The organism is Pectobacterium artocarpous (assembly GCF_046159765.1).
Taxonomy (GTDB): domain Bacteria; phylum Pseudomonadota; class Gammaproteobacteria; order Enterobacterales; family Enterobacteriaceae; genus Pectobacterium.
Map to the genome: position 1 here is coordinate 26,387 of NZ_JBJXVK010000032.1, position 15,192 is coordinate 41,578.

The 15,192-nt window shown below is 47.0% G+C and carries 16 protein-coding genes, 5 tRNA genes and 1 pseudogene; 6 read left to right on the plus strand and 16 right to left on the minus strand.

Translation table 11 applies throughout. The features are described 5' to 3' along the window. Positions 1–32: 32 nt before the first annotated feature. Genes ACKQAD_RS18385 through ACKQAD_RS18395 form a run of 3 tightly spaced genes read right to left on the minus strand, consistent with a single transcriptional unit; the run spans position 33 to position 2,079 of the window. Positions 33–344 carry a phage tail assembly protein gene (locus ACKQAD_RS18385; RefSeq protein ID WP_409161435.1) on the minus strand — a complete coding sequence of 104 codons (312 nt, stop codon included), beginning with the start codon at positions 342–344 and terminating at the stop codon, positions 33–35. 15 nt (positions 345–359) lie between these two features. After that, positions 360–875, minus strand: coding sequence for a phage major tail tube protein (locus ACKQAD_RS18390; RefSeq protein ID WP_409161436.1), 516 nt, complete (start codon positions 873–875; stop codon positions 360–362). 10 nt (positions 876–885) lie between these two features. Continuing rightward, positions 886–2,079 carry a phage tail sheath protein gene (locus ACKQAD_RS18395; protein ID WP_409161437.1) on the minus strand — a complete coding sequence of 398 codons (1,194 nt, stop codon included), beginning with the start codon at positions 2,077–2,079 and terminating at the stop codon, positions 886–888. A 155-nt stretch (positions 2,080–2,234) separates the two neighbouring features. Here ACKQAD_RS18395 and ACKQAD_RS18400 point away from each other — a divergent pair, with 155 nt between their 5' ends. Next, entirely contained in the window at positions 2,235–3,368 is a 1,134-nt protein-coding gene (locus ACKQAD_RS18400; RefSeq protein WP_409161438.1) for a phage late control D family protein, read from the plus strand. A 50-nt stretch (positions 3,369–3,418) separates the two neighbouring features. After that, on the plus strand, positions 3,419–3,661 hold the full coding sequence (locus ACKQAD_RS18405) for an Ogr/Delta-like zinc finger protein (protein ID WP_039490579.1): 243 nt from the start codon (positions 3,419–3,421) through the stop codon (positions 3,659–3,661). Between the two features lie 5 nt (positions 3,662–3,666). On the opposite strand, the gene ACKQAD_RS18410 is transcribed toward ACKQAD_RS18405, so the two are convergent. The 7 genes from ACKQAD_RS18410 to uvrY form a co-directional block, all read right to left on the minus strand. Next, positions 3,667–3,828 (minus strand): hypothetical protein, encoded by a 162-nt coding sequence (locus ACKQAD_RS18410; RefSeq protein ID WP_409161439.1) that lies wholly within the window; start codon positions 3,826–3,828, stop codon positions 3,667–3,669. 13 nt (positions 3,829–3,841) lie between these two features. Continuing rightward, positions 3,842–3,928: transfer RNA gene (locus ACKQAD_RS18415), tRNA-Leu, on the minus strand. A gap of 8 nt (positions 3,929–3,936) precedes the next feature. Further along, positions 3,937–4,010: transfer RNA gene (locus ACKQAD_RS18420), tRNA-Cys, on the minus strand. Between the two features lie 51 nt (positions 4,011–4,061). After that, positions 4,062–4,137 (minus strand) — tRNA-Gly (locus ACKQAD_RS18425). 138 nt (positions 4,138–4,275) lie between these two features. Beyond that, positions 4,276–4,824, minus strand: a complete 549-nt coding sequence (pgsA, locus tag ACKQAD_RS18430) for a CDP-diacylglycerol--glycerol-3-phosphate 3-phosphatidyltransferase (protein WP_409161440.1) — start codon at positions 4,822–4,824, stop codon at positions 4,276–4,278. A 58-nt stretch (positions 4,825–4,882) separates the two neighbouring features. Then, the gene (gene uvrC / locus ACKQAD_RS18435) at positions 4,883–6,715 is read right to left on the minus strand and encodes an excinuclease ABC subunit UvrC (protein ID WP_409161441.1); all 1,833 of its coding nucleotides are present in this window, start codon (positions 6,713–6,715) and stop codon (positions 4,883–4,885) included. Further along, positions 6,708–7,364 carry a UvrY/SirA/GacA family response regulator transcription factor gene (gene uvrY, locus ACKQAD_RS18440; RefSeq protein WP_010279369.1) on the minus strand — a complete coding sequence of 219 codons (657 nt, stop codon included), beginning with the start codon at positions 7,362–7,364 and terminating at the stop codon, positions 6,708–6,710. The genes uvrC and uvrY overlap by 8 nt, the downstream gene beginning before the upstream one ends. 643 nt (positions 7,365–8,007) lie before the next feature. Here uvrY and ACKQAD_RS18445 point away from each other — a divergent pair. Beyond that, positions 8,008–8,232: a DUF2594 family protein gene (locus ACKQAD_RS18445; RefSeq protein WP_409161442.1), complete on the plus strand. Its 225-nt coding sequence runs from the start codon at positions 8,008–8,010 to the stop codon at positions 8,230–8,232. Between the two features lie 94 nt (positions 8,233–8,326). On the opposite strand, the gene ACKQAD_RS18450 is transcribed toward ACKQAD_RS18445, so the two are convergent. Both ACKQAD_RS18450 and ACKQAD_RS18455 read right to left on the minus strand, forming a co-directional pair. Next, positions 8,327–8,614, minus strand: a complete 288-nt coding sequence (locus ACKQAD_RS18450) for a basic helix-loop-helix domain-containing protein (protein ID WP_409161443.1) — start codon at positions 8,612–8,614, stop codon at positions 8,327–8,329. Between the two features lie 616 nt (positions 8,615–9,230). Further along, a tRNA-Lys gene (locus ACKQAD_RS18455) sits at positions 9,231–9,306 on the minus strand. Positions 9,307–9,642: 336 nt separating this feature from the next. Between ACKQAD_RS18455 and cycA the strand changes: the two genes are divergently transcribed. After that, positions 9,643–11,055 carry a D-serine/D-alanine/glycine transporter gene (gene cycA / locus ACKQAD_RS18460; RefSeq protein WP_409161444.1) on the plus strand — a complete coding sequence of 471 codons (1,413 nt, stop codon included), beginning with the start codon at positions 9,643–9,645 and terminating at the stop codon, positions 11,053–11,055. A 169-nt stretch (positions 11,056–11,224) separates the two neighbouring features. Here the strand turns inward: cycA and iraP are convergent, their stop codons facing one another. Together iraP and ACKQAD_RS18470 are read right to left on the minus strand one after the other, a co-directional pair. Next, complete coding sequence (iraP, locus tag ACKQAD_RS18465; protein WP_409161445.1) at positions 11,225–11,491, minus strand: anti-adapter protein IraP; 267 nt, start codon at positions 11,489–11,491, stop codon at positions 11,225–11,227. 376 nt (positions 11,492–11,867) lie between these two features. Then, positions 11,868–12,137, minus strand: a pseudogene (locus ACKQAD_RS18470) (LysR family transcriptional regulator); the annotation flags it as partial. Between the two features lie 379 nt (positions 12,138–12,516). On the opposite strand from ACKQAD_RS18470, the gene ACKQAD_RS18475 reads away from it, so the two are divergent. Together ACKQAD_RS18475 and ACKQAD_RS18480 are read left to right on the plus strand one after the other, a co-directional pair. Further along, a tRNA-Asn gene (locus ACKQAD_RS18475) sits at positions 12,517–12,592 on the plus strand. A gap of 161 nt (positions 12,593–12,753) precedes the next feature. Next, entirely contained in the window at positions 12,754–14,025 is a 1,272-nt protein-coding gene (locus tag ACKQAD_RS18480; protein ID WP_409161446.1) for a tyrosine-type recombinase/integrase, read from the plus strand. 133 nt (positions 14,026–14,158) lie between these two features. Here the strand turns inward: ACKQAD_RS18480 and ACKQAD_RS18485 are convergent, their stop codons facing one another. Both ACKQAD_RS18485 and ACKQAD_RS18490 read right to left on the minus strand, forming a co-directional pair. Beyond that, positions 14,159–14,473 carry a helix-turn-helix domain-containing protein gene (locus tag ACKQAD_RS18485; RefSeq protein WP_025918867.1) on the minus strand — a complete coding sequence of 105 codons (315 nt, stop codon included), beginning with the start codon at positions 14,471–14,473 and terminating at the stop codon, positions 14,159–14,161. Between the two features lie 185 nt (positions 14,474–14,658). Continuing rightward, complete coding sequence (locus ACKQAD_RS18490; protein WP_075278056.1) at positions 14,659–14,973, minus strand: helix-turn-helix domain-containing protein; 315 nt, start codon at positions 14,971–14,973, stop codon at positions 14,659–14,661. Positions 14,974–15,192: the final 219 nt, after the last annotated feature.

The window sequence follows — 15,192 nt, forward strand, 5'->3', positions numbered from 1 at the left end:
CACCTCTTCAACACTGTTAAACGGGCAGTGAATTACGCCGTTACCGCGCCCGCCTCGTTCGCTGGGGAAGAGGGTTGCAAAAAAGTGGCCACCGCATTGGATAGCTGGCAAAAATCCCAGGTATCCATCGTGGTGAGTTCTTCTTTCGTCAGCGCCGGGCTTGTAACTCGCGGGAGCAACGTCAGCAAACTATCAACATCGGACGTCATCACATCGTAGACTTTCAGCCCACGCAGCGATCCGGCCTGCTTTAGTGCGCCAGTGATCGTAACTTCTTTCACGTCACCGCCTTTACGCATAATCGGGTTTTGCAGAATAACGACGTTATTTTGTTTCTCAGTCATGATAGATATTTCCTGTTATAGCCCAACGTTAGCGCGGTGTTTTTCCATCATATCGACACCGGCCACTTTATAAATCATGTTCAGCACATCCACTTCCATCACCTCTTCACCGCTGATCGTCAGCTTAAAGTAGGTATTTTTCAGGGTGTATTTATGTGCCGTATCTTCACCCACTTTGGCAGAGCCTGGGTCAAGCTCGGTAAACCGGCCACGCGTCTGGATTTCACACGACACCGCTTCGCCTGTGGCTTCATCCTGATACGAACCTGCAAAGCGCGTTTGCATACCGTCCGCCGTGGAGACGCCCCACTTTTTCAACAAGCCAGCATCCAGCCCGCCGAGGATGATTTCCATATCCAGCGCGCCCGCATCAAAACCGAAGTCAATCGCGACAAAGCCAGGCATACCGCCCGCCTGATAGTCTTCCGTCTTGCGCGTGAGTTTGGGCGGTGTCACTTCCGGCACCTGGCCGAAATAGCTGTCACCGTCGATAAACAGATTGAAGTATTTAAGTTTCTTTGGCAGAGACATGATTTACCCCTTACCCGCTGAACGTATTGGCGAACGTCGCGAAGTATTCGTCAGTAAACTCTTGCACCAGATCCAAATGCTCCAATGGCGGAACGGGTGTGTAGTTGTACTTGATGGTTAATTTTCCCGTGCGCAGCGTTTCGCCGGTGTTGGTTTCTTTGTCATACCAACAGTTCGCACCCAGCAGACGGCCAGCGGTGACCAGCGCCGTTAACTTGCGGTTGATACCGTCTACAATATCCTTTGCCAGTGAGGGCGTAAGCGGCTTGTCAATGTAGAAGAAATGCGCTTCTGCGATGGTGTCTGCGAGGATTTGCGCCGTGCGGGTGTAGCTTTCAAACAGATAGGTTTCACGGTCACAGGTGCGTGATCCCCAAAAGCGAAAGCCGTTCTGCTTAATCAGCGTGGTGATGCCATTGCTGTTCAGTTCGTCGGCGTCGGTATCGGTGCCTTGCAATGTGAAATACACATCTTTGCTCAGCCCCAGCACACCGTTTACGGCAACGTTGGATAACACCTTGTGCCAGCCTGTTTCCGCATCAATTTTGGCACGCAGGCCAACCGCAAACGCTGGCGCGGGTACGGTCACGCTTTCCCCTTTGGCGGTGTCGTAGGCGATAAAGTCAGGCCAGATCACCATCAATTCACGTTGGGAGAAATTTTCACGGTACGCTTTCGCCGCCGCGATAGTTGCACAGTCATGCGCGCTGACATAGGCGAATGCGTTTAGCTTTTCAGCCATCACGCCTAGTTGTGCGGCAACGGCCTGAGTATCTAATTCCGGCACGGCCAGTACGCGTGGACGGACACCAATCCGCGCCTCTGCCGACAGCAGCGCATACAACCCCGTATAGCGCCCGTTGGCATCGGAACCGCCGATCACTAACTGATCTTGCGTCGGTTTAGGTTCATTGCCTTCTGCCTGTGCATTCGCCGCATCTGCAACGCGGATCACCACCGTTTGAGGGCTGGCCTGATCGGAAATGCATTTCAACGTGGTGTGTAATGTGCCTGTTTTACCCGCTTTGCCCAGCACGCTGGCTACGCGGGTTAGCAGTACCGGTTCGTTTAACGGGAACGTATCAGCATCGGCATCATCGGCGGTACACACCACGCCGATCACTGCCGAGTCGATATCGTTAATAAGGGTGCTGAGATCCGTGGTTTCTCGGACGGTCACACCGTGATGATAATTAGTCGCCATGCTGTTGCCTCAATGGGTCAAATGTCCGGCTTCATGATTGCGGGATTTCACAGGTTGCGCACGGCGTTTGCTTTGTTTTAGGAGCGCGACAACCGGCGCTGATTGTCCCTACGCGCGCGTAACGCGAGTATTCAGGCAGAGATCAGGGGGTAATAATGTCAATCATGGACACGCTAGGGGCTATTTCTGGACGGCTGGACGAATACTCACCCCGTCCGGCGTTTATGGTGAGGGTTGGCGATAAGCAGGTTACAGAGCTGAATGATCGGCTGATGTCGTTATCGCTGACGGATAATCGCGGGTTTGAAGCTGATTCGCTGGAATTGGTGCTGGACGATGCAGACGGAAAATTAGCCCTGCCGGAGCGCGGTGCAAAGGTCACGGTGGCGCTGGGCTGGGCGAATGAACCGCTAATCAGCAAAGGGACATTCACGGTTGATGAAATTGCGCATCGTGGCCCGCCGGATCAGTTGACTATCAGCGCCCGTAGTGCGGATTTCAGGGAAACCTTCAACGTCAAGCGTGAATACAGTTGGCACAATGTTACTGTCGGATTTGTGGTATCTGCCATCGCCAGCCGCTATGGGCTGAAGGCCGGTGTGACGGAACGGCTGGCGAAGCTGGAACTTGACCATGCTGACCAGACGAATGAATCAGATATCAGCTTCCTTACTCGCATGGCAGAAATGGTAGGCGCAATCGCAACCATAAAAAATGGCATGTTGCTCTTTATTGTTCCAGGGCAGGCGGTTTCACAAAGTGGCAAGCCACTACCGACCATCACCATTACACGTAGTAGCGGAGACAGTCACAGCTTCCGCGTTGCTGACCGCGACGCGTACACCGGTGTTACGGCGTACTGGCTGGATCTGAATTTTGGCAAAACCAAAACGACAAAGGTAAAGCGTAAACGTAAAACCAGTACGCCCGTTAAAAAGAAAGAGCCCGCATCCAGCAGTAAGGAGGGGAATTATCTTGAGGGAACGGAAGGTAATGTTTATGTCATGCGATCGACGTTTAAAACCGAGCAAGCGGCAAAACGTGCCGCCGCGGCCAAATGGTCGACGTTACAGCGCGGTGCCGCAGAATTCAGTATGACGTTAGTGCGAGGCCGTGCCGATTTATATCCCGAATTACACGCCCGTATGTCTGGATTTAAAACGGTTATCGATAATGCCGATTGGATAATCACACGCTGCGTACATGAAATCAGCCAATCAGGATTTACTACATCGCTGGAATTTGAAGTGAAAATAACGGATTGGGCGGCAGACGATAATGATGATTAATGCAACACCTGTGTATAATGCCAGTAACACCAACCGTTTGAGGGGTTGTCATGGCGATCAAATGTCCAAAGTGCCGCGCAACTGCAAAAACACGTACCAGCGTAGAACTTAGCCCATTGGTTCGACGTAGCTATCACCAGTGTCAAAACATGATGTGCGGCTACTGCTTTACCAGCATGACGCACATTGATGAATCACTGAACGAAACGAAACCCGCGCCAGGCGCATGTGTTCCCACCAATATCTTTCCCCGCAGTCACAAAGGGGAAAATCAGTTGGATTTAGCTCTGTAGATTGTTTAATCCGGCTTAACAAAAGCGGCTAAATTCTTGGCCGCTTTTTTCATGCCTAAAATCAGTGCTGCCACTCTGCTGCCATTTTGCTGCCACTCGCCCTTTTTCAGGCACAAAAAAACCACCGTGCGGTGGTTTAATGTTTCTAGATAACTAGTTGTTTTCACTAACTTAAATCAATGGTGCCCGGGGCGGGACTTGAACCCGCACAGCGCGAACGCCGAGGGATTTTAAATCCCTTGTGTCTACCGATTTCACCACCCGGGCATAAATATTGGAGGCGCGTTCCGGAGTCGAACCGGACTAGACGGATTTGCAATCCGCTACATAACCGCTTTGTTAACGCGCCAAAATATTTAGGTCTTAATGACCAACATCCGCTATTGCCGATGCTTTAAATTGGAGCGAGAAACGAGATTCGAACTCGCGACCCCGACCTTGGCAAGGTCGTGCTCTACCAACTGAGCTATTCCCGCAACACAGAACTTACTGATTATTCTAACTTCTTATAACCAGCGTTGCTGTTGATGCGGTGCATTCTACTGACCTGACATGATGAGTCAACAGAATTATCAAGCAACCACGTTCGTTTGCTGGTTTTTACGGCGCTTCGATCAAGGTTCAAGCAAATCGTGACGCGCTGCGTTCAAATATTGGAACATAGACCAGAACGTCAGCACCGCTGCGATGTACAGCGCCACAACACCCACACCTTCAACAATGCGTTCCGGGCGCCATAGCAACGCAAAAAGCGCCATCATCTGGGCCGTAGTTTTCACCTTTCCTATCCACGACACGGCAACGCTGCTCCTCTTGCCAATTTCAGCCATCCACTCACGCAAGGCTGAAATAATGATTTCCCGCGCGATCATCGTTGCTGCTGGCAGCGTAATCCACCACGAATGATAGTACTCTGCAACCAGTACCAACGCGACAGCCACCATCACTTTATCCGCAACGGGATCGAGGAAGGCACCAAAACGCGTGGTCTGTTCCCAACGGCGGGCAAGGAAACCATCAAACCAATCCGTCACAGCAGCAAATACGAAAATCAGCGCACAAAGCAGCGGTGCCCAGACGAATGGAAGATAAAACGCCAGCACAAAAAACGGAATAAGAGCAACACGAAACAGAGTAAGCAACGTCGGTATATTAAATTGCATAGCGCTTAGGTAATTATCTGGCTGGAGTGGATACTAGGAGTATGTTGCTACATTGTCCCTAGTGTTTCAATGCATGGAAGATCTTTTCTGCCAATGCATGCGAAATTCCTGGAACATTTGCAATCTCCTCAATACTGGCATTCATCAACGGTTGTAGCCCCCCCATGTATTTCAGCAGGGTTTGACGACGTTTAGGGCCGACACCTTCGATAAGCTCCAGCGTACTGGTATTCTTAACTTTTGCTCTCTTTTTACGATGCCCGCCAATCGCATGATCATGCGAATCATCGCGAATATGCTGAATAACGTGTAATGCAGGAGAATCTGGTGGCAGTGCCACACCCTCGCCCGTCGCTTCAAAAAACAGGGTTTCCAGTCCAGCTTTACGATCACTGCCCTTCGCGACACCAAGCAACAGAGGCTTATTTTTATCCCATGATACTTGTAACGAGTCAAACACGGCCTGAGCCTGACCGAGCTGCCCTTTCCCACCGTCAATGATAATGACATCCGGTATTTTACTTTCATCCAGCACTTTACCGTACCGGCGTCGGAGGACTTGCGCCATGGCAGCATAATCATCACCGGGCGTAATGCCACTGATATTATAGCGGCGATATTCCGAACGTAGCGGACCATTAACATCGAATACCACACAGGACGCCACCGTCTGCTCCCCCATCGTATGACTGATGTCAAAACACTCCATGCGATGGATCTCTGGCAACCGCAAGACGCTTGCCAATGCGGCCAAACGCTGATGAATTGTGGATTGCTGAGACAGTTTTGTAACCAACGCAGTCGCAGCATTCGTCCGCGCCAGTTTTAAATAGCGAGCACGATCGCCACGGGGCTTAGTCTGAATCTGCACTTTTCTCCCCGCAACCGCCGTCAGGGACTCCATTAGCACATTTTTATCGGGCAAGGTAAAATCAAGCAGAATTTCTGCGGGAAGCGTTCGGACTAAGCTTCCTTGTAAATAGAACTGCCCGACAAACGTTTGCACTACTTCTCCTAATTCCGTACCGCCAGGCACTTTGGGGAAATAGCTCCGGCTGCCAAGCACTTTTCCCTGTCGGATAAACAGGACATAGACGCAAGCCATGCCTGCATCAAAAGCCACACTGATAACATCCAGATCTTCGCCATCACCGGAAACAAATTGTTTTTCCGTCACCCGCCGAACCGCTTGGATCTGATCGCGTATCTGGGCTGCCTCTTCAAAATTCAGGTCGCGACTGGCCGCTTCCATTCGAGAAATGAGTTGATTCAGTACTTGTTGATCTTTACCAGACAAAAACAGGCGAACATAGTCAACCTGCTGCTGATAATCCTCATCGCTAACCAAACCACTAACGCAAGGCCCGAGGCAGCGACCAATTTGATATTGCAGGCAAGGGCGAGAGCGGTTGCGATAGATGCTATTTTCACACTGGCGCACCGGGAACAGTTTTTGCAGTAATATCAGCGTTTCACGCACGGCATTGCCGTTAGGGAACGGGCCGAAATACTCACCCTTCGCATGCTTGGCACCACGGTGCACCGCCAGACGTGGATGAGCGTCACCGCTCAGGAAAATCATGGGGTAGGATTTATCGTCGCGCAGCAAGACATTATAACGCGGCTGATAAAGCTTGATGTAGTTGTGTTCCAGCAGTAAGGCTTCAGTTTCTGTGTGCGTAATCGTGACATCAATATGATCGATGCTTTTGACCAATGCCTCGGTTTTACGGCTGCCGACATGGCTGCGGAAATAGCTGGCAAGCCGTTTTTTTAAGTCTTTTGCCTTACCAACATAGATTACCGTATCGCCCGCATCATACATACGGTAGACACCAGGCTGGCTCGTTACCGTTTTTAAAAATGCCGAAGCATCGAAATTCTCACTCACTACTTAACAATGTCTCCGCGGTAAAAAGCCCATGCTTGATAGCCAGATGAGTCAACTCTACGTCGCCGTTGATATTCAGCTTGCTAAACATACGGTAACGATAGCTGTTCACGGTTTTAGGGCTAAGATTAAGTTGATCTGAGATTTCAGTCACTTTCTGCCCCTTCGTTATCATTAGCATAATCTGTAATTCGCGTTCAGACAAACACTCCAGCGGTGCGTCCGTTTGCGGTTCCAGTTGGCTTAATGCCATCTGTTGGGCAATATCAGAAGCAATATACCGTTTACCTGCGTGTACTGCTCGAATGGCGGAGATTACTTCCTGAGGGGCAGCAGCTTTACTCACATATCCCGCGGCACCGGCCTGCATCACTTTTGCGGGCAGTGGATTCTCCGTATAAATAGTGAGCATGATGACTTTTATATCTGGAGTAAAACGCAGGATCTTACGCGTTGCTTCAAGCCCACCGATGCCCGGCATGCTCATGTCCATCAGGACAACATCCACATCATTGCTTCGGCACCATTTAACGGCATCTTCACCACAGCATGCCTCACCAACCACTTTCAGACCTTTGATATCGTCAAGAATGCGTCGTATCCCTGCCCGCACCAATTCATGGTCATCAACAAGAAAAACGCTAATCAAAGAATAATTCTCCAAAAAAGGGAGTAACACTTACATACAAAGTTGCTTGCAGGTGATACTACGTTGGTTTCAAAAAACAATAAACACTGATTTATATGAATAAGTATTTTAAAATATGCCGAGAAGGAATAAATCGTATTCCCGATCATAACAATATATCGTCAACCTGATGGTGTATATTGATCACATTCTTAACATTTCAAATACACCACACAGCATAAACAGTTCAATGGCAAAAAATGTATAAAAAACAATGCAAATTAAATGGCATGCAATTGGCTTTATATTCTAAATGTCAACAAAAAGTCACTATTGTAAGCGAAAGTCCGTTAGGGGTTTTATCATCGCCTACCGCTTTATTATACAAATAATATATTCAGTGAAGCACGTCCATAGTGAACATCATATGTATTAAACGAAACACATCTATAATCTTTACCACGAAAAAATGTCAAGAATATAGATACGCTTTTAATAAGTTAAATGCATAAAAAACAGCCACTAAAATGGCATTTTCCACGAATAATATCAATCCACAATATGCTTTATGGTATACTCCCAACCATCTGCTTCTGCATGTCGCGCTGGCGATAACGCCGGCAGCAGGCGATGAAAAACATTTTTTTCTTGTTGAGGAGACAACATGAGCAACGCAGACTTTTCTACAGCCTCATCCGCTGAAACACTGGCCCATGAGGTTACCTGCCTGAAGGCGATGGTTACGCTGTTATTAAAATCAATCGGTCAGGCAGACGCCGGTAAAGTTATCATCAATATGGAAAGATATATTGCTCAATTGGAAGATGCCGATCAGGCCGCTGTTTTTGATAACACAATTAAACAAATCAAAACCAGCTACCGCAAATAGCACCATTTGCTACACCGCCATCATAATAATTATCTCTGGCGGTGTAGTGATTATTTAGTATTGCTTTACTGATTAAATAAATAGAGATGCCTGTCTATTTATTTCCGATACTGACGAGCTTCAAAAGTAGCGCTTCTTCTTTCTTTTTATAAAGCGTTAATTCCATGACCAACGCTTTATCCAAAAGCAGTTTCCGTGAGAGTGCTTTTCTTTCATCAACCAGTTCCCTCAGCTCAGTGAAGCATTCATTTATTTTGTACTCTTTCGAACTTTCAGTACAAATTATTTCATGGATTACCTGGCTCAGTTCAGACAAAGAGATAACCGATTTTGGATCCTGGTGACTTTTTTCTATGACAGCCAGTAATTTTTCAAATCCCATATGACCCTCCGAAATCAAGCAGAAACTTGCTGATGGCTAACCAGGAAACTCCAGCTACCTCTAAACGCCGCCCCAGTGGATGTGAACACAGTCCTGTGCAAGCTCATCATATTCAAGCTACATACGCGCTGGCTACACAACTCGGCATACTGATGTGTACTTCTCTGCGTACGTCGCCCTAAACGGCAAACGTCTTGCGTTGTCCAAAACGTGAACGTTTTGCCTGCAACTCGAATTATGTAGAGCAGTTCAACCCGCAATATCATTATTACGCTCTGTCGACTATTCCGTCTGTTAAGCATAGCACTTTCTCGTGACTCTTCAGGGCGCGTACGACACATCGTCATCAAGCAGAACGATGACTTTCAGCAACATCATCAGCCGCGTTATATCCTCACCAACGTTAACGTGCCTATGAATAAAAAAACGTCAAATAAAAGCCGATCCATTAAGTAATAAAGTTGTGAAAAAAACGAGATAAAATAAAAAATCGGAGAGTGATAAAATAATTCATAAATATGAATAATTTTAAGAAAGGATATAATTAGAGAAAAATTAACCAAAAAGAAAATCAATAACAAAAAACAGATAAATAAACATAACTTATTGAAATTGTTGGTGGGTCGTGCAGGGTTCGAACCTGCGACCAATTGATTAAGAGTCAACTGCTCTACCAACTGAGCTAACGACCCAACGGAGAGGATTATTCTCCTCCCTGACTCGTCTGTCAAACACTTCATATTAATTTTTTATACGCGTTAATAGCATTGTTAGCGATTGGTAAATTTGTTAACCTGCTCAGCCTATTTATCTATGCCTATCACCGTTTTATATCCTCTTCATTTTAGGGCGAAAAATATACAGTATCACTTTACATCATTATCTGCCCTCTTTATGCCTGGCTATCTCAGACATCCGCTGTAATAAGTACCGCGGTTGCGCTATCTTATTTGTTTCGATTTTCGCAAACGAGAGCCGCCAAAGAGCTCAAAAAAACATCACAGACAGAAACAGGAACGTGTACTTAAATGGTCGAACAATCAAAAGAAGCCGCAGACCTTGCTCCTGAACAGGGAGAGGGACTGCAACGGAATCTGACTAATCGTCATATTCAGCTCATCGCCATCGGCGGAGCGATCGGTACTGGGCTATTCATGGGCTCAGGTAAAACAATCAGCATGGCAGGCCCGTCGATCATCTTCGTTTATATGATCATTGGCTTTATGTTGTTTTTCGTCATGCGCGCAATGGGGGAGCTATTACTCTCCAACCTCAACTATAAGTCATTCAGTGACTTCGCGGCCGACCTGCTCGGTCCATGGGCTGGTTTCTTTACCGGCTGGACTTACTGGTTCTGCTGGGTCGTAACCGGGATCGCCGATGTCGTCGCGATTAGCGCCTACTCTCAGTTCTGGTTCCCCGATTTATCACAGTGGGTCTCCTCTCTGCTTTGCGTTCTACTCTTACTTACGCTAAATCTGGCAACCGTGAAGCTGTTTGGTGAGATGGAATTCTGGTTCGCCATGATAAAAATTGTCGCCATCATTGCGTTAATCTCAGTCGGCGCGGTACTGGTCATGATGCAATTCTCTTCCCCATCAGGCAACATCGCCTCTTTTACCAATCTCTGGAATGATGGAGGCATGTTCCCGAAAGGAATCAGCGGTTTCTTCGCAGGGTTCCAGATAGCTGTATTTGCCTTTGTCGGCATCGAACTGGTTGGTACGACGGCTGCTGAAACGAAAAACCCGAAAGTCGTATTGCCACGTGCGATTAACGCTATCCCGATTCGCATCATCATGTTTTATGTTTTTGCACTGATCATGATTATGTCCGTCACCCCCTGGGGCAGGATTACGGCGGATCGTAGTCCTTTTGTGGAAATGTTCGTGCTTGTCGGCTTACCTGCTGCTGCCAGTATGATCAACTTCGTCGTCCTGACATCTGCGGCATCTTCGGCGAATAGCGGCGTTTTCTCTACCAGCCGCATGCTCTTTGGTCTGGCTAAACAAGGCGATGCACCGAAAAGCTTCGGCATGCTCTCTAAACGTGCGGTGCCTTCGACGGGGCTGATGTTTTCCTGTATTTGTTTGCTTTCCGGCGTCGTGTTGATCTACCTGATTCCGAACGTGATGACCGTCTTTACGCTGGTAACCACTGTCTCCGCAATTTTATTCATGTTCATCTGGAGCATCATCCTGTGCTCTTACCTGACCTATCGTAAAAAGCGCCCTCAGCTACATGCCGAGTCATCCTATAAAATGCCATTGGGTATTTTCATGTGCTGGGTATGTCTGGCCTTTTTCGCTTTTGTTATTGTACTGTTAACATTGCAGCCAGATACACGGCAGGCACTCATTGTCACTCCGCTGTGGTTTATTGTTCTGGCTATTGCTTATCAGTTTATTCGTCGGAAAAAGCAGGCTGTTGACATGGAGTAAAGCATATAAATGCAAGAAAGGCGCGGACAACGTCGGCGCCTTCAATTTTTTCAGCAAAATCATTCATAGCAGAAGTATTCTCTATTATTGGATATAAACAATTCTCGCTTGGATATGCAACAATTAATATGTGCTCAATTAATGTCGTCACCATTGATATATCAGAAAGTTACTCCCGTAATGAAACGGTTGTGATTCTATTGATGTTTTTCGCCAATAGTTCGAAAGCTAAGTAATTATGCTCATCCTTCCACTGAGAGGCATCAGCAACCACACCGTCTATCTTTCTGTTTAACTCATTGATCTTACTTTCATCAAACGTTGAAACGATAGCAGAAATCAGCATCTCTAACGATTCAATCTTCGCGTTAAGCGCTTTTTCTCCAACTTCTTTTTCTGCCAGCTTTATTAAAAGATGAGAGAGGATATTATTCATTTGAACTCCTTAATCAAAAAATAACCGTCATACCCCCATAAGGCAACACCTGTCGTGACGGACATGATTAGAGAAAACATAACGAAGATTAATGTAACACTGTGAATGGCCTGATCGCTAGTGTCTATTACCATTTTAAGGAAATCATATTCACACTGCGGCAATAAAATGAAGTTGCAGATAAATAAGCCGAAAAAATAAAAAACCATTTTATTTGTAAGAACAAAGACTCCTGTTTTGAAGAAGATCGATAAATTGTGATGAGGTTCACGAAAAAATAAAAATACAGAGACCCCTGACAGAATGTCAGAAAAGAAAGTCAGATTGAGTAGCCAGCCATTGGGAAACAGCTGGCCCTGATAATTAGCGCCTACGCACTTATTGACTGTCGTGCGCCACTCACCGCATCCTTTGCCTGCTCGCACTGTGACAATATCGTCTGAGCATGAGAATAAAGAATTTTCCCTGCCTCGGTAGGCGTCACACCGCGTCGACTCCGCACCAACAGCTGTTTTTCGAGTTCACTCTCCAGCGTTGCGACCTGCTGGCTCAGCGCCGGTTGTGCAATATGCAACAACTCAGCGGCCTGCGTCAGGCTACCGATATCAACGATTTTCACAAAATATTTGAGCCGTCTAAGATTCATGTCTGCCTCCTGAGTAGTTACTCTAAAGCGTTAGCAAAAAGCGAGCCATATTATGTTCCCATGCCTAAGAAAAAGTGATACCTCATTGATAAGCAACGGGTAAAATAAGCAAAAACAATGATTCTGCTAACCAACGCCCCTAATTTTGTCTGAAGAATCAGCCACCAACCCAATACTCTCCTGCACCATTCTAAAGCAAATCCTGCTATTTTAGAGTGCAACTCTGCCCGTTAATCGACGTGTCTCATGGCTCTCCTATGCTCAACTTGAGCAATAATTTCAATATGTTGGTTATTAGTTCGGCAATCAGACGCATCGTACGATAACAGCCTTTGACAACCCGAAATACTCCCGCTATTATCCTCCGCACTTAACCGATTCCTCTGTAGTTCAGTCGGTAGAACGGCGGACTGTTAATCCGTATGTCACTGGTTCGAGTCCAGTCAGAGGAGCCAAATTCTTGTTTTCATGCCGCTTTGCGAATCCCTATGTGATTCAGATTCAATAGGTTAGCGTGAAAAGTTTTCCCGATGCATTTTCAGTTTACCCTCCGCATCGGGAGAATTTGGTGGTCAGATTTGGGGTCTTTCCGGTTCGATAATGGAGTGACCCGCATATGTCCCTTAACGACTCAAAAATCCGCAACTTAAAACCACCTGCTCCCCCCATAAAACTATCCGATTCACACGGCCTGTATCTTCACGTTAAACCTACTGGTTCACGTCTCTGGTACTTCAGATACTATTTTTGTGGCAAAGAGACCCGCATAGCGTTGGGCGCTTATCCGTTAATCAGTCTGTCAGAAGCACGCCAGAAACGTGATGAACTCCGTAAACTACTGGTGCAGAATATCAACCCGGCACAGCAACGTGCCGCTGAAAAAGCGGCTCGTTCACCTGCAAGGAGTTTCAAAACAGTGGCATTAAGCTGGCATAACAGCAACCGAACCTGGTCAGAGAACCATACCGCCCGTCTACTTGCCAGCATGAACAATCATATCTTCCCGATAATTGGACACCTGCCAGTCACAGAACTGAAAACTCGCCACTTCATCGAAGTGCTGAAAGGGATTGAGAAAAAAGGTTTGCTGGAAGTGGCGGCGCGTACCCGGCAGCATATGTGCAACATCATGCGTCATGCCGTGCATCAAGAGTTGATAGAACATAATCCGGCGGCCAATCTGGACGGTATCACCGCCCCGCCCATTAAACGCCATTACCCTGCCCTTCCGCTGGAGCAACTACCGGAACTGTTAGCCCGCATTGAGGACTACAAGCAAGGGAGAGAATTAACCCGTTTGGCGGTATCGCTCACCCTGCACCTGTTCATCCGTTCCAGCGAATTGCGTTTCGCCCGTTGGTCTGAGATCGATTTCAGAAACAAAATCTGGACCATTCCGGCTACCCGTGAAGCCATCCCCGGAGTGCGTTATTCCGGGCGTGGTGCCAAAATGCGCACGCCGCATATCGTTCCTCTCTCCCGTCAGTCCATTAGTATTCTGAAACAGATACGGGATATATCCGGGCATCAGGAACTGATATTCCCCGGTGACCATAATCCGTATAAACCAATGTGCGAAAACACGGTCAACAAGGCGCTGCGCTTGATGGGTTATGACACAAAAGATGAAATCTGCGGTCACGGATTCCGGGCAATGGCCTGTAGTGCCTTGATGGAATCTGGACTATGGGCACAGGATGCCGTTGAACGCCAAATGAGCCATCAGGAACGCAATAGCGTTCGAGCGGCTTACATCCATAAAGCAGAATATCTTGATGCCCGTAAAGCGATGATGCAATGGTGGTCGGATTATCTGGATACCAACCGGGAAGAATATGTTGCGCCATACATTTATGCTCAACAACATAAGACGGCTGGAGCTGCCTGATCGATAACGCTCCTAAGAGCAGATCCTGATAACAGGATCTGCTTTTCGGACAGCGAGAAAATCTTGCCTCAGCATTTCACAAACAGTCGAGAAACGTTAGGAAATTGCTCAGGCCGGATACATGAATGAAGGTCTATTGCGGGGTAATCAACAACGTAGAATTAGGGTTACTTTTCTTGTAACGATGGTACTGCAAGATTAGCGTTGCGAGATCTTCATCGACAGCATAAAAATAGGCTTCCGGCACATCCAGCACCGCCGCAAACCGGCAAACCAGACCAAAATCCGGTGAACTGACTTCCCTTTCATATTGGCTTACGCGGGAACTCGACGTCTCTTCATCCAGCCCAGCGAGACAACCGAGCTCGACCTGTTTTAATCCTGCATTCACTCGGGCCAATCTTAATCGTTTACCAATCACGGCATTACCTGCTTCGCAGATTAACATAAGCCGATTATCGCCGTTCCAGTCACGCCACTCTTAAAGTGGTTCTTTACCCAATAAATTTAAAATTTATTTTTGGTTATTTTAAATTCAAAAATGAAGGTTTAATTTATTAAGAGTAGAAATAATTAAATTTAGAAGGGTAAACGCACAGGAATTGAACACCATGACGCATTAGAACATCAAACTTACTGGGGTGTGATCAGCAGCGTGGTGTTAGGGTTGGCTTTCTTGAAACGGTGATACTGTAAGATCAAGGTGGCGAGATCGTCATCAACAGCATAGAAATACGCTTCTGGCACATCCAGCACCGCCGCAAACCGAGAAACCAGCCCAAAATCTGGCGCACTAACTTCCCTTTCGTATTGGCTCACACGAGAGCTTGCCGTTTCCTCATCCAAACCAGCGAGGCAACCGAGCTCTATCTGCTTTAATCCCTTGTTCACTCGGGCTAGTCTTAATCGCTTACCAATCACGGTGTTATCCACGGTACTGATCAACATAGATTGATTATCGCTTCTCTCACTAAGCCCTTCTTAAAGTATTTCTTCCCTAAATAAATTTTATCTTTATTTTTGATTGTTTTTTCACCCATAATAAAGGTATAGTTTACTGGAAGAAGTAAAGTTTCAATCCAAGAGGAGGACGTATGAACATTGAACAACAGTGTAAGTATCCCATTTAATCGAACCATTCACTTTTAGAGATCTTCCGACATACTG

Bases quoted from the DNA above. Each gene is read 5' to 3' on its own strand.
- ACKQAD_RS18385 (WP_409161435.1), bottom strand. From the start codon at position 344: ATGACTGAGAAACAAAATAACGTCGTTATTCTGCAAAACCCGATTATG.
- ACKQAD_RS18390 (WP_409161436.1), bottom strand. From the start codon at position 875: ATGTCTCTGCCAAAGAAACTTAAATACTTCAATCTGTTTATCGACGGT.
- ACKQAD_RS18395 (WP_409161437.1), bottom strand. From the start codon at position 2,079: ATGGCGACTAATTATCATCACGGTGTGACCGTCCGAGAAACCACGGAT.
- ACKQAD_RS18400 (WP_409161438.1), top strand. From the start codon at position 2,235: ATGTCAATCATGGACACGCTAGGGGCTATTTCTGGACGGCTGGACGAA.
- ACKQAD_RS18405 (WP_039490579.1), top strand. From the start codon at position 3,419: ATGGCGATCAAATGTCCAAAGTGCCGCGCAACTGCAAAAACACGTACC.
- pgsA (WP_409161440.1), bottom strand. From the start codon at position 4,824: ATGCAATTTAATATACCGACGTTGCTTACTCTGTTTCGTGTTGCTCTT.
- ACKQAD_RS18445 (WP_409161442.1), top strand. From the start codon at position 8,008: ATGAGCAACGCAGACTTTTCTACAGCCTCATCCGCTGAAACACTGGCC.
- ACKQAD_RS18450 (WP_409161443.1), bottom strand. From the start codon at position 8,614: ATGGGATTTGAAAAATTACTGGCTGTCATAGAAAAAAGTCACCAGGAT.
- cycA (WP_409161444.1), top strand. From the start codon at position 9,643: ATGGTCGAACAATCAAAAGAAGCCGCAGACCTTGCTCCTGAACAGGGA.
- iraP (WP_409161445.1), bottom strand. From the start codon at position 11,491: ATGAATAATATCCTCTCTCATCTTTTAATAAAGCTGGCAGAAAAAGAA.
- ACKQAD_RS18480 (WP_409161446.1), top strand. From the start codon at position 12,754: ATGTCCCTTAACGACTCAAAAATCCGCAACTTAAAACCACCTGCTCCC.
- ACKQAD_RS18485 (WP_025918867.1), bottom strand. From the start codon at position 14,473: ATGTTAATCTGCGAAGCAGGTAATGCCGTGATTGGTAAACGATTAAGA.
- ACKQAD_RS18490 (WP_075278056.1), bottom strand. From the start codon at position 14,973: ATGTTGATCAGTACCGTGGATAACACCGTGATTGGTAAGCGATTAAGA.